This window comes from Kitasatospora sp. NPDC057965, assembly GCF_042887135.1.
GTDB lineage: Bacteria > Actinomycetota > Actinomycetes > Streptomycetales > Streptomycetaceae > Kitasatospora.
This window is the reverse complement of the sequence record NZ_JBHVPZ010000007.1, coordinates 260473-280462: the sequence shown is the minus strand read 5'-3', so window position 1 is coordinate 280462 and position 19990 is coordinate 260473. Positions and strand designations below refer to the sequence as shown.

Genomic DNA, 19990 nt, shown 5'->3' with positions numbered 1-19990 from the left:
GTGCCCGCGGACCGGCGACGACTAGCTAGTTGTTGAAGCAGCCGAACCGCAGGCTGGAGATCCGGTCGTTCTTGTAGTAGTCGGAGCCGCCCGCGTCGTAGTCGCCCTTGGTGCCCCAGCTCCAGGCCTGGGCGTAGTCGACCTGGGACGGGTGCAGCTCGCCGTAGGGGTCGTCCCAGAACTCGACCGAGCACTGCGAGTTGTTGATCCAGGAGGACACCTGGTTGTCGGCCAGGACCCCGTTCAGGAAGTGGACCTGGTTCAGCCGCACGATCAGGCTGCCGCTGCCGGCGGGGGGCGGGGTCACGATCGCCTTCGAACCCGTGCCGCCGCTGTTCTGGTAGAGGCAGAGCGCCCAGCCCGGGCACCCGTCGTACGGGGGGTTGGCGGCGGAGGCCGGCGCGGCCGACAGGAACATCATCGCCCCGGCGATCGCGCCCGCGACGGCGGTGGTCGCCAGCTTGAAGGATTTGAGGGCCATGGTGGAACTCGCTTTCGGGGTCTGCCCACGGCTGTGACGCGGGCGGGTGACAGTACTCGTGCGCGGCGGGCCCCGGGCCGGGCTCGCCGCACCACGAGACTGCCCGTGCGGGGGAGGCGGCGGCATCAGTCAAATGACTGCGGACTGCCGAGCACCTGACGGGGCGACACGTCGCGGCGGGAAACGGCCCAGAAACATGGGATGTCGCCGCACCGGTCGGGACAGCGAGGATTCGGTCCAGGCCGTCCGTCGCCGAACGGGTGCCGGGCGCCGCCGATTCCGTTCCCCCGAAGGAGTGTTCGTCCCATGAGTCTTCGCCGATCGGTCTCCGCGGTGGCCACCGTGGCGGTGCTCGCCCCGCTGCTGGCGCTGGCCGCCGGAACCGCGCAGGCCGCGCAGGGGCCCGCCACCGACCCCGGACCCGTGACCGCCGTGGCACCCGCACCCGACTTCACGATCCTGCCGTCGAACCCCTCGATGCTGCAGCTCTCGCGGAAGCAGCAGTGTATGGCCGCGTACAACGTCAACTACTGGGTCGGCGGCGGGCCGTTCGCCGTCACCCAGCTGAAGCTCTGTCTCAGCGCGCCGACCACCCTCGCGACCGGCGCGCAGATCTTCTTCGCCGGTGACGCGAACTACGTCCCGATCGATCCCGTCCACGTCCCGACCGGGCCCGTCATCCCGACCGGGCCCGTGACCGACCCGGACGGGCCCGTCCTCGTCCCGGACGGGCCTGTGCTCGACCCGGCCCTTCCCGCCTTCCCCTGATCCGGGGAACCGGACCGGCCGTGCGGCGGCGCGGCCGGGTCCGGCCCGGTGGTTGCCGGCGGCCCGGCGGCCCGGCGGCCCGTCGGCCCGTCGGCCGTCGTCGGCTCAGTAGCCGGCGGTGAACCGGCGCTGGACGAAGCGGGGCAGTTCCGCCTCGTCCACCAGCGCGACCGCGGCGTCCTCCGCCGAGATCCGGCTTCGGCCGTCGGCGTCCAGTACGACCTGGTCGCCGCCGATCCGGAAGCGGCCGGTGCGCTCGCCGGGGCCGATCTGCTCGGCGGGGCTGAAGTACGTCCAGAGCCGGTTGGACAGGCGCAGCACGTCCAGCGCCTCCCGGTGGCCGCGCACGGCGGCGCCGTACTCGCGGGGCAGGCCGAGTTCGTCCAGCGCGGCGTGCAGGAGCTCGTCGTGGTCGGCGCGGACGACGCCCGGCTCGATCTCCAGGCTGCCGGCGCCGCCGATGACGATCAGCCGGGTGCGGGGGTGGCTCTCCAGCGCCTTGAGCAGCGACCGGGCGGCGGCCGCGTAGACGGTCGGGTCGGCGATCGAGCGCCGGACGGTGTCGGCGAAGTCCTTCGCCGCGTTGCCGGGCTGGAAGCCGCTGATCAGGACGTCCAGGCCGGGCAGGACGGCGGCGACGCCCGCCGGGTCCAGGACGTCGAGGCTCGCCCAGCTCAGGTTCTCGCGACGGTCGGTGATCGCGGAGGCGTCCCGGCTGAACGCCGAGACGCGGTGTCCGCGCCCGAGGGCCTCGGTGACGATCCGGCTGCCGATGGTGCCGGTGGCTCCGATGATGCCGATGTGCATGGTTCTCCCCTTGGTTCATGCCACGGTCAAGGCCGAAACGGCGGATCGGGGCAGCGTTTCCTCAGGCCTGCCCCTCACGCTGTGCTGGAACTATACGGCGTGAAGTTTTCGCACGGCAATCAGTGAGGTGACGCTGTAGAGTGACGCCGTGGCAGCCACCCCGAGCACCGGACGACGCGAGCGACTGCGGATCGAGACGACCGCCGAGATCAAGCGCACCGCACTGGAGTTGATGCGCTCCGGCGGTCCCGACGCGATCACCCTGCGGGCCATCGCCCGCGAGATGGGCATGACCGCCAACGCCATCTACGGCTACTTCGCCACCCGCGACGACCTGGTCACCGCCCTCGTCGCGGACGTCTACACGGCGCTCGCCGACGCCCTCGACGCCGCCTGGGCCGCTTCCGCGCAGGACGCCCCGGCGGGGCGGATCCAGGCCTGGGCGCACGCCTTCCGCAGCTGGGCGCTGGCCAACCCCGAGGGCTTCCGGCTGATCTACGGCGACCCCGTCCCCGGCTACCGCGCTCCGGAGGGCGGGGCCGCGCCCGACGCCGCCCGACGGGTCTGCGTCGGCATCGCCGCGCTCGCCGACACCGCCTGGGGCGGCGCCGCGGGTGCGGGGGCCGGTGCGGGCGACGGCTTCGACTGGGAGGACTTCGATCCCGGCCTGCTCGACAAGGTCCGCCCCGCGTTCCCCGCGCTGCCGCCGGCCGGGGTGGCCCTGGCGCTGCGGATCTGGGGCCGTCTGCACGGACTGGTCGTGCTGGAGGTCTACGGCCACCTGCGGGCCCAGACCTCCGCGCCGGACAAGCTCTTCCAAGCCGAACTCGCCCAGTTGACCCGCTCGTTGGGGATCGAGATCTAGTGCTCCGACCGCATGGGTTCGCCGGGTTGGACGTCATGGCGGTTGGATCTGCGGTGACGTCCGGTCCGACCGCTGGAGGCGCGGTGGCCGAGCCTGTCCGTGTGCGCAGACCGACCAACCAGGAAGGGCGGAAACTGCGGCGGATCGTTCGCCGCGGCAGTACGAGTTCGGTGCGCGGACCCGTCCGGCCGCATCACTAGAGTTTCGGCCGTGAGTGACGACGTTCATATGACCGCTTCGGCATCGGATCCGTCGGGGGCGGAAGGGTGGTGGACGGACCTGCCATGGCTGGTGAACGCTGATCCGGAGCGGGTTCTGGGGTTGCCGGCTTCCGATGCGGATTCCGACGCGCGACTGATGGCTGCGGTCTACCGGGCGTCGGTGGACGTACACCGGGACGTGCCACCGTGGGTGCGGCGGCAGCTGCTGGCCCTGGACGCTGCTCGGTACGGGGACCGGGAGTTGTCGGCACGGATTGCCGCCGTGTCAGTGGAGGATGTCGACACCGAGCCATGGCAGGTGCTGTGGTCCACCGGCGCGCAGAGTGACCCGCACTTCCAGATGAACCCGTCCGGTCACACCGGCGGTGTTGACGCGGTGGTGACAACCTTCTCGGACGGCCGCCACGTCGTGGTCACCGGCAGCAAGGACCAGACGGTCCGGGTGCGGGACCTTGAGACCGGCCAACCGGTCGGCGGGCCCATGAGCGACCTCAACGGCAGAGTGTGGGCGGTGGCGACGGAGGTCGTGGACGGTCGGCCGTGCGTCGTCACGGCCGGCGACTGGGCGGTACTCGCGTGGGACCTGGCCACCCGCCGGCAGACGGGCGAGCTGCCGGGGATCAACGGTGAGGTGTGGTGTCTGGGCACGGCTGTCGTCCAGGGGCGACCGTGTGCGCTCGCCAGCGACGACGACGTGTCCGTGCGGGTCTGGGATCTGGCCAGCGGGGAACAGGTCGGCGAACTCACCGGACACGACGACTTCCTGATGGCCATCGACACGCTGGTGATCGATGACAGGCCCCATGCGGTGGGCTGTACGAGCGGTGGCAAGGTCTGGCAGTGGGACCTGACCACCGGACAACCGGTCGGGGAGCCCCTGCCGGGCCACGACGGCGAGGCGTGGGCGGTCGCGACAGCGGTCGTCGGCGGCAGAGCCCACGCGATCACGGCGGGTTACGACGCCACCGTGCGCGTGTGGGACCTGGTCATGGGACGGGAAGTCGGCAGGCTGGTCGGCCACGAAGGCACCGTGTCCGCGGTGGTGACCGCGGTGATCGGTGGAGAACTCCGGGTCGTCACCGGTGGTTCGGATGGAACGGTGTGCCTGTGGGAGCCGGCCGCCGGGCGGCAGATCGGCCGGGAGCTGGTGTTTCCCGCGCCAGTCCATGCGCTGACCGTGACCCCGGAAGGCTCGCTCGTGGTGGGCTTCGGCGGCGACGTCGCGGTCCTGTCCCTGCATGCCGTCCCTGACTCCACTGGGCCGTGAGCCGTTGGTGCCGTGACCGGATGGTTGCTGGTTCCGCCCCGGCGATGAGGACAAAACGCGGCCAGCGGCTGCACAACCCGGCGAACCTGTGCGGAACCCACCGGCGAGCTGGACACCGCCACCTCGGAGGAGATCTTCGACGCCCTGCGCGCCGCCAACGGCGAGCTGGGCACCACCGTGCTGATCGTCACCCACGGCCCGCTGGTGGCCGAGCAGGTCCACCGCACGGTGCGGATCCGCGACGGCCGCACGTCCACGGAGGGGCTGCGCCACCCGGCCGCCCCGGGCGCCGGCGGCGGCCTCACGGCCCAGGAGCACACGGTGCCGGACCGGGTCGGCCGGCTCCAACTGCCGCGTGAGTCCACCGAGTCGCTGGGACCGGCGCACCGGGTGCGGCTGGTCCTGGCGGCCGACCACATCGAGGTGTGGCCGGACCGGGACCAGCCGCGACCGGACGGCGCCGGGGGCTGAACACCCGGGGGCCGAATGCCGGGAGCGGAACGCCCGGGGCCGAACGTCAGACCCGGTCGGCCCCGGCCCCGGCGGCGCGCGCGGCGGTCAGCTCGCGGTGGGCGGCGACCAGGCGCTCGACGTCCTCGGGCGTCACGCTGTCCACGAACGCCGGGATGCGGCCGACCGGCAGGCTGCCGCCCATGGTGGTGGCGATCGGGTCGTCGGCGGGGATGCCGATGGACTCCGCCATCGTCTGCATCGCCGCGCCGATGATCTGCGCCCCGACCGGGTCGGCCAGCCACTCGCCGAGGGTGGACTCCGCGGTGAGCTCGGGGGCGTGGCCGTCGCCGGGGCAGCCGACCGTGGTGCGCAGCCGCAGGTCCCGGGAGGACGCGCCGATCCGCAGCTCGAACTCGCCGCCCTCGACCCGCCAGCGGTGGTCGCGCACCGACCAGTGGGCGAAGGAGCGCTCGTCCAGCGCGATGGTCAGCCGGGCGCTCTCGCCGGGCTCCAGGTGGACCTTGGCGAAGCCCTTCAGCTCGTGCTCGGGGCGGCGCAGCCGCGGGGCGCACTCGTGCACGTACAGCTGGGCGACCTCGGCGCCGGCCCGGGTGCCGGTGTTGGTGACCGTGAACGAGACGTCGTAGCGGTTGGTCCCGGTGGGCGTCACCTCCAGGCCGTCGTAGCCGAAGGTGGTGTAGCTCAGGCCGTGGCCGAACGGGTGGGCGACCGGCAGGCCCAGGGTGTCGTAGTACCGGTAGCCGACGTACACGCCCTCGCCGTAGTGGACCTTGCCGTCCGCGCCGGGGAAGTGCAGGTGGCTGGGGTTGTCCTCCAGCCGCAGCGGGATCGTCTCGGCGAGTCGGCCCGAGGGGTTGTCGAGTCCGAACAGCAGCCGGGCGAGGGCGGAGCCGCCGGCCTGGCCGAGCAGCCAGCCCTCCAGGACCGCGCCGACCCGGTCCTGCCACGGGGTGAGCCGTACCGGCGCGCCGTTGGAGAGGACCACGGTGACGTCGGCGCCGGAGGCCTCGGCGGCGGCGGTGACGGCGTCGAGCAGGGCGAGCTGGTCGGCGGGCAGGTCGATGTCCGTGCGGTCGAAGCCCTCGGACTCGTGGGTCTCGGGCAGGCCGAGGAAGAGCACCGCGTGCCGGGCGGCGCGCACCGCCTCGACGGCCTCGGCGACGAGCGCCGGGTCGGCCGCCCCGTCGAGGGTGAAGCCGGGGGCGAAGCGGATCCGCTCCGGGCCGGTGACGGTGGCGCGGATCGCGTCGAGGGCGGTGTCGAGCCGGGTGGGCACGACGTGCGAGCTGCCGCCGCCCTGGAAGCGCGGGCTGCGGGCGAACTCGCCGACGACGGCGATGGTTCCGGTGCCGTCGGGGGCGAGCGGCAGCAGGCCGCCGTCGTTCTTGAGCAGCACGGCGCACTGCGCGGCGACGGCGCGGGCCAGCGCGTGGTGCTCGTCCTCGTCGTAGCTCCCGCCGGGCACCCGGGCGGCCGCGGTGCGCTCCAGCAGCTCCAGGACCCGCCGGGCGGCGGCGTCCAGGGCGGCCGGGTCCAGCGAGCCGTCCTCGACGGCCGCGACGACCTGCGCCTCCCGCCGGGAGGGCGGCATCTCCAGGTCGAGCCCGGCGGCGAGCGAGGCGACCCGGTCGGCGACCGCGCCCCAGTCGCTGACGACCAGGCCGTCGAAGCCCCACTCGCCGCGCAGCAGTTCGGTCAGCAGCCAGTGGTTGCGGGCGGCCGGTACACCGTTGACCGCGTTGTAGGCGGCCATCACGGTGGTGGGCCGGGCGGTGGTGACGATGTGCTCGAAGGCGGGCAGGTAGATCTCGCGCAGGGTGCGCTCGTCGACCTCGGCGCTCACCCGGAGCCGGTCGGTCTCCTGGCTGTTGACGGCGAAGTGCTTGAGCGAGGTGCCGACGCCCCGGGACTGCACGCCGTGCACCAGCGCGGCGCCGAGCCGGGCGGTGAGCAGCGGGTCCTCGGCGAGGTACTCGAAGTTGCGCCCGCCGAGCGGGGAGCGCTTGATGTTGACGCCGGGGCCGAGGACGACGGAGACGTTCTTGGCGACGGCCTCCAGCGCGATGGCCCGGCCGACCCGCTCGGCGAGCGCCGGGTCCCAGGAGGAGCCGAGGGCGCAGGCGGGCGGGTAGCAGGTGGACGGCTCGCTGGTGCCGATGCCGAGGGCGTCGCCGTCCTCGGGCTGCTTGCGCAGGCCGTGCGGGCCGTCGGTGAGCATGATGCCCTCGACGCCGGCCTCGGGCAGGGCGCGGGTGTGCCAGAAGTCGCCGCCGGAGGTCAGCGCGGCCTGCTGCTCGGTGCTCAGGGCGGGGTGGTGGCTCTGCTCGGTCATGGGTGTGCTCCTTCTGTTGTCGATGGCGCGGGTCAGGCCCCGGCGACGGGCAGGACGCGGCTGCGGCCGGCGGCGCCCAGCCAGGCGGCGGACGGCTTCGGGGTGCGGACGAAGGTCTCCCGGTCCACCGCGATCAGGCCGAAGGTGGGGAGGAAGCTGCCCCACTCGTAGTTGTCCAGGGCGCTCCAGTGGAAGTAGCCGTGCACGTCGACGCCGTCGGCCATGGCGGCGGCCATGCCCTCCAGGGCGCCCGCGGTGTAGGCGACGCGGCGGGTGTCGTCGGCGGTGGCGATGCCGTTCTCGGTGACGATCAGCGGTACGCCGGGCGCGGTGGCGGCGGTGTGGCGCAGCGCGTCGCCGAGCGCGCCGGGGTAGAACTCCCAGCCCGTGAGGGTGCGTTCGACGTCCTCGGGGACCGGCAGCGGGCCGTCCGCCCCGATCAGGGTGCGGGTGTAGGACTGTACGCCGAGCCAGTCGTCGCCGCGGGCCGCCTCCAGGAAGACGTCCTCGCGCGGACGCAGGTACGCGGCGCGCGCCTGCTCGGCGCCCTCGACGCCGGGCAGCGCGTGGCTGACCTGGTTGGCCATCGACCAGCCGGTCCGCACGTGCGGCGCCCGGGACTTGACCGCCTCGACGGCCAGCCGGTGGGCCCGGACCAGGGCCTCGGTGGTCCGCGGGTCCGGCGCCGGCAGGCCGGCCGGCGGGAGGGACAGCTCGGAGGGGTCGACGCGGCCGAGCATCAGGTCGAGCAGCGGGGCCATGGTGGCGACCATGTTCGGCTCGTTGATGGTGCAGACATGGTCCACGCCGTCGGCGTAGACGGGCGCGGCGGTCTCGACGAAGCGGGCGAACAGCTCGCCCGCGTCCGGGGCGGCCCAGCCGCCGCGCTCGGCGAACCAGCGCGGCGAGGTGAAGTGGTGCAGGGTCACCATCGGCCGCAGGCCCCGCTCGTGGGCGCCCTCCACCATCCGCCGGTAGTGGGCGAGGGCGGCGCGCGAGAACTCGCCGGGCTCGGGCTCGATCCGGGCCCACTCGATGCTGAACCGGTAGTCGGTGAAGCCGAGTTCGGCGAGCAGGTCCATGTCCTCGCGCCAGCGGTGGTAGCTGTCGCAGGCGTCGCCGCTGGGCTCCTTGATGTGGCCGCCCTCGCCGGCGGCGCGCTCCAGCGGCCACCAGTCGCTGGTGGTGTTGCCGCCCTCGGTCTGGTGGGCGGAGGTGGAGGCGCCCCAGAGGAAGCCCTCGGGCAGGGAGGTGATCGGCGCGTCGCTCATGACGGGTCTCTCTTCCGTGGTGCGGTCCGCCGGCCGGGCCGGCCGCGTTTGCGCGGGGGTGCCCCACCATAAGCACGAAAACATGACAGGGCAATGCTTTCGCCGCCGAAAACCTGGCATCGATATGTTTTTGTGGCGTGCCCGGTAGGATCCGCCCATGAGCAAGCCTCGGGGGCCGTACGCCAAGACCTCGGCCAAGCGGCAGCAGATCATCGACGCCGCCCTCGCCGCCTACGCGGAGGCCGGCAGCCGCAACGTCTCGCTGCGCGACATCGCCCAGCGGGTCGGGATGACCTACGCCGGGGTCATGCACCACTTCGGCAGCAAGGAGGCCCTGCTCACGGCCGTCCTGGAGGCCCGGGACGCGGTGGCCGCGGAACGCTTCGGACCCGACCCCGACGGCACCGGACTGCCGCACTCGGAGATCCTGCGGCACAACGCGTCCACCCCGGGGCTGGTCAAGCTCTTCGTCGACCTCGCGGCGGCGGCGGCCGAACCCGACCATCCCGCGCACGACTTCTTCGAGCAGCGCTACGCGGACCTCCGCGCCCGGCTCGCGGAGCGCATCGAGCGGAACGTCGCCGACGAGGTGGACCCGGCCTGGCTCGCCCGGATCTTCATCGCCGCCGTCGACGGCATCCAGCTCCAGTGGCTGCTCGACCCGGAGATCGACATGGCCGCCGACATCGAGCGGCTCGGCGAGCTCCTGATCGGCCCGCGGTGGGCCACCGACCCCGCCGGGCGGCGCCCGACGCCGGACACCCCCGCGGAGTAGCGCCCGGCGCCGTTGTGCTCGGCGTCGTCGTGCCCGGCGTCGTCGTGCTCGGCGGCCCTCGTGGTGGTCGGTGCTCGCACCCCCCTGGGGCGGGACGGGGCGCCGTCCTGTGGCATCCGGGATATCCGGTCGGCACGGTGTCCGGCGATCGCTAGAATCCGGCTGCCTACGAACTCTGTGATCGTCATATGAGTTGGGGCCGTAGAACATGAGGGGGCATCAATGAAGTTGCTGCCATCGGGCAGCCGCGGGGGACAGGGCCGAAGAAGGAAGCGCATCGCCGCTCCGGGCGCCCTGTTGCTCGCCGTCCTGGCGACGCTGGTGGGCCAGGCCGGCCCCGCCGTCGCCGTGGCGCCGCCGCCGGCGGCCACCGCCTCGCCGCAGCCGGGCGCCGACGCCGCCGCGCGGACGCCGAGTGCCGCTCCCACCGCCGGGCCGACGGCCGCGCCGCCGGTGGACCCGAAGGCCGAGGCCGCGGCCGCCGCCCGCGAACTCCAGCAGGCCGACCCGACCGGCCCCTGCCCGACGGCGCTCACGGCCGGCGCGGTCGCCGAGTGCGCGGTCGAACCGGGCAAGCCGCAGTCGTTCTCCCTCACCCTGCCCCAGCCCCAGGACGTGCTGTTCGTCCGGGTCCTGACCGCCACCGGCTCGCCGCGCTGGACCCTGCGCGCGCCCGACGGCACGGCGCCGACCTGCGAGGACCAGTCCGGCGGGATGCGCCGCTGCGTCACCACGCAGGCGGGCGACCACACCCTCCAGGTCACCCAGGACTACGGCGTGGCGGGCGGCCTCTCCGTCTCGTACCTGCCGCTGCTCGCGCCCGGGGCCTGCCGGACGGTGAGCGCCGCCGACCTCTCGCTCGCCGCACCGACCGCGTTCCACGGCTCGCTGCCGACCGGTTCCGCCGGTGAGTGCTACGTCGCCGCCGACCTCGCGGCCGGGGACCAGCTGCGGACCCGCGTCAGCGCCTACTCCGCCGCCCGCGCCCTCTACGACGCGACCGGCCGGCAGATCTGCTCCGGTACCAACAGCTGGGACTCCTTCCGGCTGGACTGCACGACGGCCGGCCAGGCGCCGTTCCGGTTCACGGTGCAGGCCGGCTACGGCTCGACGCAGGCGTACGACCTCACCATGGCACGCCTCGCCAGCACCCAGGGCTGCGTGCTCGTGGAGCCGCAGGCCTACGGCACCTCCCCGGACCTGGGCCAGGTCGCCCGCTGCCGCACGCTGCGGATCACGGAGAAGGACAAGTACTACCTCGCCGCCGTCACCGCGGCGGGCGGCACCGCGCTCACCGGCGAGCTGTTCGCGCCCGACCGGAGCCGGCTGAACGTCGGCTGCACAGCGGCCTACACCTGTGAGCTGACCCCGGGCGACCACACCTGGGTGGTCGACCCGGGTACCCCGGCCGACCAGGGCTTCGGCCTGGTCCTGCGTTCGGCCAGGGAGACCAGGGGCTGCGCGGCGACCGGTGACACCGGACTGGTGTCCGGCCCGGCGACCGGCTCCTTCGGCGCCACCGGGCAGGCTTCCTGCCTCCTCCTGCCCACCGCCACCGGCACCGGCGTCTACCTGCTCAACCAGCCGCCGAAGGACATGACCGGGGCCGGTTTCACGGTGCTCGACGCGGTCGGCGCCAAGCAGTGCGAGAACCCCTTCGCGTACGGCACCACGATCTGCAAGCTGACCGGGACGGCGCCGTTCCGCGTGCTGCCGACCGGTGCGCCGACCGAGACGTACCGGCTGGTGGTCCACCGCACCGGTGAGACGGCCGGCTGCACGGCCTGGCCGCGCAGCGCCTTCGACGGCGGCTGGGGCGCGGAGGTCACGCCCACCGAGGCCGTGCCGCAGATCTGCCTCGGCCTGCCGGCCGGTCAGCACAGCACCGCCGAGGCCGTCGACTACACGAACGCCACCAACACCGGCGGCGCCTCGCTGCAGGTGGTCGACCCGCAGGGCGACGTGGTCTGCCAGGGCGGCGCCTTCACCTGCGCCTTCACCGACGGCGTGTCCTACACGGGGCTGCTGGCGGGCCGCTACGACGACGGCTACAAGCTGGCCCGACGGGACATCTCGCCGACCGCGAACTGCCTCACCCCGAGCTCGACCACGGTCGGCGGCCGCTCGCTGCCGCTGGACCTGGGCTCGGCGCTGGACGCCCGCTGCATCCGGGTGTCCGCCGCCGCCACCGACCGGCTCTGGCTGAGCGCCCGGTCGACCGCGGGCCGCTACGACCCCACGGTGCAGCTCCAGGTCGCGGACGGCAGCGGCCGCACGGTCTGCGTCCAGTTCGGCTACGCCTGCAAGGTCACCGGCTCGACCTCGTACACGATGGTCGTGCTCGCGGCCGGCTACAAGGGCGGCGCCCCGATCCACACCAACGTGGACACCTGGCGGGTGGGCACCGCGGACGGGTGGGCCCCGGAGTGCACCGCCCGTCCGGTCTCGGTGTCGGGCTTCCCGCTGCGCAGCGGGGTGCTCACCGAATCGTCGACGGCGTACTGCGCGGTGGTCGACATGAAGCCGTCGCAGTCCTTCAACGTCTTCGGTACCGCCTCGGTGGGATCGGGGGAGAAGCCCCTGGTGCACCTCATGGGGCCGGGGACGTGGGACGAGTCCACGCCCGCCTACACCTGCAGCACCAACTCCGGTGAGTTCGGCGGCCGGTGCAACTCCGCCTACAACGCGGTCGCCGGGCAGGCGGTCCTGCTGGTCACCCCCGGCAACTCCGTCACGCCGGTCGAGTACACCCTCCAGGGCGTGTGCGACCGCTTCTACTCCACCTGCAGCGGCCAGCCGGCCCCCGTCAGGCTGACCTCGGTCAGCCCCGCCACCGGTGCGGCCGGGACCTCGGTCCAGGTCGCGGTCCGCGGCTCCGGCCTCACCCTGGGCAGCAAGCTGCGGCTGGCCGGCAACGGAGCCTCGTACCCGTACGACCTCAAGCCGATCTCGGTGAACCCCGAGGGCACCGAGGCGCACGTCCTGTTCGACACCAGGGGCCTCCAGCCGGGGGCGTACGACGTGGTGCTCGACAACGGGGGCATCGGTGTCACCCTCGCCAAGGGCTTCACCGTGACGCCCGAGCAGGCCGCGGCCAAGGGCCGGTTCGTGCCGGTCTCGCCGGCGCGGATCCTGAACACCGTGCTGGGGGTCGGCGCGCCGGCCGGCCGGGTCGGCCAGGGCGGCGTGGTGCCGCTCCAGGTCGCCGGTGCGGGCGGGGTCCCGGTCACCGGGGCGACGGCGGTCGTGATGAACGTGACGGCCGTCAACCCGACCCGCGACAGCGCCGTCTCGGCGTACCCGAGCGGCCAGAAGGTGCCGGACCTGCCGACGGTGAGCTTCGCGGCCGGGCAGAACGTCACCAACCTGGTGACGGTGCCGCTGGCCAACGGCAGGGTCGACCTGCGCAACGCCTGGGGCGAGGTCGACCTCGGGGTGGACGTCGTCGGCTACTACACCGACAGCACCACCCAGGGCTCCCTGCTGAGCCCGGTGTCGCCGACCCGGATCCTGAACACCGTGCTCGGGGTCGGCGCGCCGGCCGGCCGGGTCGGCTGGGGCGGCGTGGTGCCGCTCAAGGTGACCGGCGTGGCCGGGGTGCCGACGAGCGGGGTGACGGCGGTCGTGATGAGCGTGACGGCCGTCAATCCGACCCGGACCGGCTTCGTGACGGCGTACCCGCACGGCGAGTCGGTGCCGGACGCCTCGGTGGTCAACTTCGCGGCCGGGCAGAACGTGTCGAACCTGGTGACGGTCCCGGTCGGGGCGGACGGCAGGGTCGACCTGTACAACGCCTGGGGTGAGATCGACCTCGGGGTCGACATCGTCGGCTACTACGGCGCCTCGGGTGCCACCTACTCGCCGGCGAACCTGGTGCGGCTGCTGGACACCCGCACCGGCGAGGGCGCCCGGATCGGCACCCTGGGCGGGAACGGAGACCTGCTCAGCGTGCGGGTGGACGGCGTCGAGGGCGTGCCCTCGACCGGGGTGACCTCGGTGCTGATGAACGTCACCGTGGTGTGGCCGACCGACACCAGCTTCCTGACGGTCTATCCGCACGGACAGGACCGTCCGGACGCCTCGAACATCAACTACCGCCCGGGTGAGGTCGTCTCCACGCTGGTGATGGTCCCGGTGGTGGACGGACGCGTGTCGTTCGCCAACCAGTGGGGCAGCACCGACGTGGTCGCCGACCTGATCGGCTGGTTCTCGGTCTGACGACCGGTCGCCTGATCGACACCGCGCCGCCCGGGGCTCCCGGGCGGCGCGGTTCGTTCTTCGGCCGACGCGCGGACGCGGGCCCGCCCGAGTGGGCGGACCCGCGTCGCGGTGCCGGTGGTCCTACTTGTTGATGCAGACGTTGCCGAAGGCCGGGTTGGCCAGCCCGATGATGTCGATCGAGTTGCCACAGAGGTTGATCGGGATGTGGACCGGGATCTGGATCTGGTTGCCGGACAGGACGCCGGGGGAGTTGGCGGCGATGCCCTCGGCGACGGAGTCGGCGGCGGCGGTGCCGCCGCCGGCCAGCAGGGCGGCCGACGCGAGGATGCCGGCGGCGAGGGCGGTGCGAGTGCGCATGTCTCTCCTTGTGAGGGGATGAGTTGGCAGATCAGAGCACCATCACACCGGTGAGGGGCGGCGATCCCGGCGCATTGCTCGCAACGAGGGCGTGTCTTCGCCACCGCCCGCCGTACGGGGTGCGCCGATCGGCGCACGGGGTCTGTCAGCCGACCGGCGGGAGGTCCTGCTCGGCCCAGATGGTCTTGCCCTGGCGGGTGTAGCGGCTGCCCCAGCGGGTGGTGAGCTGGGCGACCAGGTAGAGACCGCGGCCGCCCTCGTCCGTCAGGCGGGCGCGGCGCATCCGGGGCTGGGTGGCGCTGGGGTCGGAGACCTCGCAGGTGAGCCGTTCGGCGCGGATGAGGCGCACGCCCACCGGACCGCCCGCGTAGCGGATCGCGTTGGTGACCAGCTCGCTCAGCACCAGTTCGGTGGTGAACGCCAGCTCCTCCAGCCCCCAGGCCAGCAACTGCGCGGTCGCGGCCTCCCGGACCCGCGCGACCGCCGCCGGGTCCGCCTCCAGCGTCCAGCCCGCGGTGTCCTCCGGCGGCACCGCCCGGGTCCGGGCCAGCAGCAGGGTGACGTCGTCGGTGAGCCGGTGGGCCGGGAGGTCGGCGACGAGGTCCCGGCCGAGCTCGCGCAGCGCGGCGCCGGCCGGGGGCACGGAGCCGTCCGGCGGGGCGGCCGCGGCGGCGAGCCGGTGGGACAGCTCGTCCATGCCCTCCTCCAGGTCGTCCGCGTACCCGAGCAGCAGCCCGTCGGTGTACAGCGCCAGCAGGCTGCCGGGTTCGAGGTCGACCTCGGTCACCTCGAACGGCAGCCCGCTCACGCCGAGCGGCGGCCCGGGCCGCAGCGGCACGTACCGCACCCGGCCGTCCGGTGCCGCGACGGCGGGCGGCGGGTGGCCCGCCGAGGCCATCGCGCAGCGTCGTGACACCGGGTCGTACACCGCGTAGACGCAGGTGGCGCCGAACGGCACGGTCTGCTGGTCGTCGGGGGTGTCGTGGGCACCGTCGCTCCACGCGCCGTGGCTCACCGGGGGCAGGGTGGCCGCGGTCGCCCCGGGCTCCGCGCCGGGGCCGTCCTCCTCCTCGTCCGGCCGTTCGGCCTCCACCATCAGCTGGGCGACCAGGTCGTCGAGGTGGACCAGCAGTTCGTCCGGCTCCAGGTCGAGATCGGCCAGGGTCCGGACGGCGGTCCGCAGCCGGCCCATGGTCGCGCTGGCGGCCAGCCCGTGGCCGACCACGTCCCCCGCGACCAGCGCGACCCGGGCGGAGGACAGCGGGATCACGTCGAACCAGTCGCCGCCGATCCCGCTCGCCGTGTCGGTGGGCAGGTAGACGCTGGCGGTGGAGACGGCGGTGGTCTCGGCCAGCGAGGGCGGCAGCAGGCTGCGCTGGAGGCCGACGGCGGCGCGGTGCTCGCGCGCGTAGCGGCGGGCGTTGTCCAGGGCGAGGGCGGCGCGGTCGGCGATCTCGCGCAGCAGCTCCAGGTCGGCCGGCAGGTACGGCGGCCGGTGCGGGGCGCGGTGGACGCTCACCCGGCCGAGCAGACTGCCGCCGGCGCGCAGCGGGACGGTCATCGACGGCGGGAACGCGGTGTGGGTGGTCTGCTCGCCGGGGTCGGCGTGCAGGGTCACCCCGGTGGGCGGGGGCGCCGGGATCCCCGCTCCGTCGGCCTCGGCCCTGGCCGTGCTCGCGACCGCGGTGCGGCGCAGCGGCACCCGGCCGTCCCGGCCCGGGGACGGCTCCCCGCCGGTGAACACGGCCTCGGCGACGTCGATCACCGCGAGGTCGGCGAGCCCGGGCACCGATCCGTCGCCCGCCGAGGGCCCGCCCGGGGCGGACGGCGTGGCGGAGGGCGGGGCCGCGGCGACCGACGGGGCCGACGGGGACGGCGGGGCGAGTACGGCGGCCAGCTCCTCCACCGTCCCGGTGACCGACAGCGAGCCGCCGACGGCCGCCGTCGCCCGGTGCAGCAGGGCGAGCCGCTCGGCGGACCGGTGCAGCTCGGTGACGTCGGTGAACAGCGCGGTCACCCCGATGACCTGCCCGTCGGGGGACTGCAGCCGGAACGCCGAGATCGCCATCACCGCCCCGCCGGCCGGGTCCTCGATGGTGCGGACGATCTCCTCCGCGCCGATCAGCGGCCGGCCGGTGCGCAGCACGTCCTGCAGCCCGCGTTCGACGGCGGCGGCGTCCTGCGCCTCCAGGAAGTCGCCGAGGCGCCGCCCGCGCAGGTCCGGCGGCAGGCCGCTGTAGGGGAGCAGATGGGTGTTGGTGCGTATCAGGCGCAGCCGCTCGTCGAAGACGGCCAGGCCGACCCGGTCCTGGAGGAACAGCTCGCGGGTGAAGGCCTGGTCCTGGCGCGAGCGGGCGATCAGCGCGGTGGGGGCGGCGAGCACGAAGTACCGGGGGGCGCCGGTGCCCGCCGGGCCCGGCGGGGGGTCCTCCTCGGGCGCGTTCAGCGGCAGCACCTGGTAGGAGAGCGCGAGCCGTTCGCCCCGGCCGGAGCGCAGCACCGCTTCGCCGGACCAGCCCTCGGCCTGCTGCTCCGCGGTGAGTTCGGACATCGCCGGCCACCCCGAGGGGTCGTCGAGCAGGTCGTGCACCGGCCGGCCGTGGACCTGGGCGGCACCGAGGGCGAGCAGCCGTTCCGCCTCCGGGGTCCAGCGGACGATGCGGCCGTCCGCGTCGAGCAGGGCGCCCATGGCGTTGACGACGAAGGGGGATCGGCCGCGGTACAGGGCGTCCGCCGTGTCCATCCGGTCCGCTCCTCTCCGTCGGCGGGTTCGCTGCCGCGACCCCTCCATCATCCCCCGGCCCGGCGAGCCCGCCAGTTTCCCGGCGGCGACAGCGCGCTGCACGGGGGGTTCTCGGGCGTCCAGTCTTATTGTAATCTCCGTCAATAAGCGGGGCCGGCGGGTTCCCGCGCAGGCCACGCACCTGACGGAGGCAGCCATGGCTCACCCGGCGGAACGCATCCCCACCCGGACCCGCACCGCGGCCGACGACGACGTCGCGAAGCGGCTCCTCGACTCGGCCGCGACCCTCTCCTACGACCCGTCCGTCGAGATCGACTGGGACGCCCCGCTCCCGCCCGGGCACTACGGGCTCAACCCCGAGTGGAGCACCCTCTACGGAACCCCGCTCTGGGCCGGGATGACCGAGGAGCAGCGGGTCACCCTCACCCGCCACGAGGTCGGCTCGATCATGACCACCGGCATCTGGTTCGAGATGATCCTGCAGCAGATGGTGCTGCGCGACCAGTACCTCAAGGACCCCGGCAGCGCCGGGTTCCGCTTCGCGCTCACCGAGATCGCCGACGAGTGCCGCCACTCGATCATGTTCGCCCGCGCCTGCGAGCGGATGGGCGTCCCGCAGTACCGGCCGAACCGGCTCGTCGCCCAGGCCGGGCGCGCCTACAAGTCCCTCGCCCGGGGCGAACTCGCCTACGGCGGCATCCTGGTGGCCGAGGAGGTGCTGGACGTCATGCAGCGTGACTGGATGCGCGGCGAGAACGTCCTCGACATCGTCCGCGGGACCTCCCGGATCCACGTGGTCGAGGAGTCCCGGCACATGAAGTTCGCCCGCCAGGAGATCCGCGAACGGCTGCGCGGAGCCGGCGCCCTGCGCCGTCGCAACGCCGCCTTCGGCATCGCGGCCGGCGCCTTCGTCATCGTCACCAGCATGGTTCACCCGTCCGTGTACAAGGCCGCCGGGCTGGACGTCGCCCGGGCGCTCGCCGAGGTCCGGGCCAGCGAGCACCGGCGCGCCATGATGCGCACCAGCAGCCGCCACCTGATGGCCTTCCTCGCCGAGAACGGCCTGATCACCGGTCCGGCGGCCAAGCTCTACCGGCGCATCCACATGCTCTGACCCACCTCCCACGCCCCGCCCGTCCGCCCCAGCCCCAGCCCCAGCGCAGCGAGGACCCCACCCCCGCCATGGCCTACGCGATCACCCGCACCTGCTGCAACGACGCCTCGTGCGTGTCCGTCTGCCCCGTCAACTGCATCCACCCCACCCCGGACGAGCCGGACTTCGGCCGCACCGACATGCTCTACATCGACCCGGCCGCCTGCATCGACTGCGGCGCCTGCGCGGACGCCTGCCCGGTGGACGCGGTCTTCCCGGTCGACCGGCTGACGGGGCCCGACGCCGCCCACGCCGAGCTCAACCGCGACTTCTTCCGCGACCATCCCGCCGACCACGCCTGGGGCGCGCCCGTCTTCCCGCGCAGCCTGCCCGCCGGCCTCGACCTCGGGCCCGGCCCGCTGCGGGTCGCCGTCGTCGGCACCGGGCCGTCCGCGAGCTACGCCGCGCAGGCGCTGCTGCGCTCCACCGGCGCCGAGGTCACCATGCTCGACCGGCTGCCGGTGGCCGGCGGGCTGCTGCGGTACGGGGTCGCCCCGGACCACCAGTCGACCAAGCGGATCGCCGAGAGCTTCGCGTCCGTCTTCCACGACCCGCGGCTGCGGGTCCACCTCAACGTCGAGGTCGGTACCGACCTCGGCCACGCCGAACTCGCCGCCCACCACCACGCGGTGGTGTACGCGGTCGGGGCCGCCGCCGACCGCCGGCTCGGGGTGCCCGGCGAGGACCTGCCCGGCAGCCTTCCCGCCACCACCTTCGTCCGCTGGTACAACGCCGAACCGACGGTGCCGGCCGACGCGGTGACCCTGTCCGGCGGGCCGGGGAGCGGCGCCGACCGGGCGGTGGTGATCGGCAACGGCAACGTCGCGGTCGACATCGCGCGGATCCTGCTCTCCGACCCCGACCGGCTCGCCGCCACCGACATCGCCGACCACGCGCTCGCCGCACTGCGCGGCAGCGCGGTCCGCGAGGTCGTCCTGCTCGCCCGGCGCGGGCCCGAGAACGCCGCGTGGAGCGCGCCCGAGTTCCTCGCCCTCACCCGACTCCCGGGCGTGGACGTCGTGGTGGACGACCGCCCGGAGGTCCGCGGCGCGGCGCTGCCGGCCGGCGTCCCGCTGGAGCGCGTCGACACCGGCGCGCCGCCCCGGCCCGGGCGGCGGATCGTGCTGCGCTTCCACGCCGCGCCCGCCGAACTCCTCGGCGACGGCCGGGTCGAGGCGGTCCGCCTCGCCGGCACCGGCGAACTCCTGCGTACCGCCCTGGTCGTGCGCTCCATCGGCCACCGCGGCGTGCCCGTCCCCGGACTGCCCTTCGACGACACCGCCGGCAGCGTCCCGCACACCGGCGGCCGCGTCCTCGACCCGGCGACCGGCCGGCCGCTGCCCGGCACCTACCTGGTCGGCTGGGCCAAGCGCGGACCCTCCGGCGGAATCGGCGCCAACCGCGCCTGCGCCGAGGAGACCGTGCACGCCCTGATGGACGACGCCGTCGCGGGCACCCTGCCCGTCCCCACCGCCGACCGCAGGTCCTTCGACCGGCTGGTCCGCACCCGCCGCCCCGACGCCCTCGGCCTGCGCCAGCTGCGCGCCATCGACCGCGCCGAACGCGCCCGCGGCGAGGCCACCGGCCGCCCCCGCGTCAAACTCCCGACCGTCCCCGCCCTGCTCGCCGCCGCCCGCCGCTGAACCCCGGGCGACCCCGCGCCCCTCAGGGCCCGACGAGCAGCGGCGCGATCCGGAACTCGGCGTCGCCGACGCGGTACCCCAGCGTCATCCCGGACAGCGTCGTCGAGGAAGACCGGCAGGAGGTCGGACACTCAACTCCTCCCACTCCGGGAAGAGTTCGCCGACCGGAAGTCGGATGGCCTGCTCTTCGGTCCGGCCGACAAGCTCAGCTGAAGAGGACGCCGAGGTCGAGGGGGGTGATCAGGTAGGTGTCCGTGGCCGGGTCGTGGGCGTGGAGGAGGGCGGTGCGGCCGGCCGGGACGGCGGGGTCGCCGGGCGGGGTGCGGACGGCGAGGAGGGCGGGGGAGCCGTCGTCGGTGGTGGTCTCGGCCCAGCCGGAGACGGTGTCGGCGCCGCCCGGGAGGACCGCGCAGACGCGGCCGACCAAGGGGAAGGGCTCGGAAGCGAGGAGGTCCCCCGGCAGTTCGTCGGGAAGCTCCCCGGAGACGGCGTCGACGTGGGGATCGGCGCCGCACCCCCCGCTCCGGGTGCCGGTGGGGCGGGCGGACCCCGGGGCCGCGGGGGACGCGGGGGGCGCGGGGGCGCGGGGAAAGGGGCGCGGGCGGGAGGGCG

At 74.2% G+C, this 19990-nt stretch carries 14 protein-coding genes and 1 pseudogene; 8 read left to right on the top strand and 7 right to left on the bottom strand.

Going from position 1 to position 19990, the window contains the following annotated elements; genetic code table 11:
- Positions 1–25 precede the first annotated feature (25 nt).
- On the bottom strand, positions 26–481 hold the full coding sequence (locus tag ACFVVU_RS11880) for a peptidase inhibitor family I36 protein (protein WP_355368467.1): 456 nt from the start codon (positions 479–481) through the stop codon (positions 26–28).
- 306 nt (positions 482–787) lie between these two features.
- On the opposite strand from ACFVVU_RS11880, the gene ACFVVU_RS11875 reads away from it, so the two are divergent.
- Positions 788–1249 carry a hypothetical protein gene (locus ACFVVU_RS11875; RefSeq protein ID WP_387789503.1) on the top strand — a complete coding sequence of 154 codons (462 nt, stop codon included), beginning with the start codon at positions 788–790 and terminating at the stop codon, positions 1247–1249.
- A 105-nt stretch (positions 1250–1354) separates the two neighbouring features.
- On the opposite strand, the gene ACFVVU_RS11870 is transcribed toward ACFVVU_RS11875, so the two are convergent.
- Positions 1355–2056 (bottom strand): NAD(P)-dependent oxidoreductase, encoded by a 702-nt coding sequence (locus tag ACFVVU_RS11870; RefSeq protein WP_380685483.1) that lies wholly within the window; start codon positions 2054–2056, stop codon positions 1355–1357.
- A 148-nt stretch (positions 2057–2204) separates the two neighbouring features.
- Between ACFVVU_RS11870 and ACFVVU_RS11865 the strand changes: the two genes are divergently transcribed.
- The 3 genes from ACFVVU_RS11865 to ACFVVU_RS11855 all read left to right on the top strand — a co-directional run bounded on the left by ACFVVU_RS11865 (position 2205) and on the right by ACFVVU_RS11855 (position 4880).
- Positions 2205–2921 (top strand): TetR/AcrR family transcriptional regulator, encoded by a 717-nt coding sequence (locus ACFVVU_RS11865; RefSeq protein WP_387789501.1) that lies wholly within the window; start codon positions 2205–2207, stop codon positions 2919–2921.
- 210 nt (positions 2922–3131) lie between these two features.
- The gene (locus tag ACFVVU_RS11860) at positions 3132–4409 is read left to right on the top strand and encodes a WD40 repeat domain-containing protein (RefSeq protein WP_387789499.1); all 1278 of its coding nucleotides are present in this window, start codon (positions 3132–3134) and stop codon (positions 4407–4409) included.
- Between the two features lie 177 nt (positions 4410–4586).
- The gene (locus ACFVVU_RS11855) at positions 4587–4880 is read left to right on the top strand and encodes a hypothetical protein (RefSeq protein ID WP_387789498.1); all 294 of its coding nucleotides are present in this window, start codon (positions 4587–4589) and stop codon (positions 4878–4880) included.
- A 46-nt stretch (positions 4881–4926) separates the two neighbouring features.
- Here the strand turns inward: ACFVVU_RS11855 and ACFVVU_RS11850 are convergent, their stop codons facing one another.
- Positions 4927–7215: a glycoside hydrolase family 3 C-terminal domain-containing protein gene (locus tag ACFVVU_RS11850; RefSeq protein ID WP_387789496.1), complete on the bottom strand. Its 2289-nt coding sequence runs from the start codon at positions 7213–7215 to the stop codon at positions 4927–4929.
- Positions 7216–7247: 32 nt separating this feature from the next.
- Positions 7248–8486: a glycoside hydrolase family 1 protein gene (locus ACFVVU_RS11845; RefSeq protein ID WP_387789494.1), complete on the bottom strand. Its 1239-nt coding sequence runs from the start codon at positions 8484–8486 to the stop codon at positions 7248–7250.
- A gap of 157 nt (positions 8487–8643) precedes the next feature.
- Here ACFVVU_RS11845 and ACFVVU_RS11840 point away from each other — a divergent pair, with 157 nt between their 5' ends.
- Together ACFVVU_RS11840 and ACFVVU_RS11835 are read left to right on the top strand one after the other, a co-directional pair.
- Complete coding sequence (locus ACFVVU_RS11840; protein ID WP_387789492.1) at positions 8644–9261, top strand: TetR/AcrR family transcriptional regulator; 618 nt, start codon at positions 8644–8646, stop codon at positions 9259–9261.
- Between the two features lie 222 nt (positions 9262–9483).
- A complete protein-coding gene (locus ACFVVU_RS11835; RefSeq protein WP_387789490.1) occupies positions 9484–13479 on the top strand; it encodes a hypothetical protein in 3996 nt (1331 codons plus the stop codon).
- A gap of 123 nt (positions 13480–13602) precedes the next feature.
- On the opposite strand, the gene ACFVVU_RS11830 is transcribed toward ACFVVU_RS11835, so the two are convergent.
- Positions 13603–13839 (bottom strand): chaplin, encoded by a 237-nt coding sequence (locus ACFVVU_RS11830; RefSeq protein WP_380687748.1) that lies wholly within the window; start codon positions 13837–13839, stop codon positions 13603–13605.
- Positions 13840–13984: 145 nt separating this feature from the next.
- Positions 13985–16582: a SpoIIE family protein phosphatase gene (locus ACFVVU_RS11825; RefSeq protein ID WP_387789488.1), complete on the bottom strand. Its 2598-nt coding sequence runs from the start codon at positions 16580–16582 to the stop codon at positions 13985–13987.
- Positions 16583–16778: 196 nt separating this feature from the next.
- On the opposite strand from ACFVVU_RS11825, the gene ACFVVU_RS11820 reads away from it, so the two are divergent.
- Together ACFVVU_RS11820 and ACFVVU_RS11815 are read left to right on the top strand one after the other, a co-directional pair.
- Positions 16779–17696: a diiron oxygenase gene (locus ACFVVU_RS11820; RefSeq protein ID WP_387789486.1), complete on the top strand. Its 918-nt coding sequence runs from the start codon at positions 16779–16781 to the stop codon at positions 17694–17696.
- A gap of 68 nt (positions 17697–17764) precedes the next feature.
- A complete protein-coding gene (locus ACFVVU_RS11815) occupies positions 17765–19378 on the top strand; it encodes a 4Fe-4S binding protein (protein ID WP_387789484.1) in 1614 nt (537 codons plus the stop codon).
- A 205-nt stretch (positions 19379–19583) separates the two neighbouring features.
- Here ACFVVU_RS11815 and ACFVVU_RS11810 read toward each other — a convergent pair.
- A pseudogene (locus ACFVVU_RS11810) lies at positions 19584–19990 on the bottom strand (hypothetical protein); the annotation flags it as partial.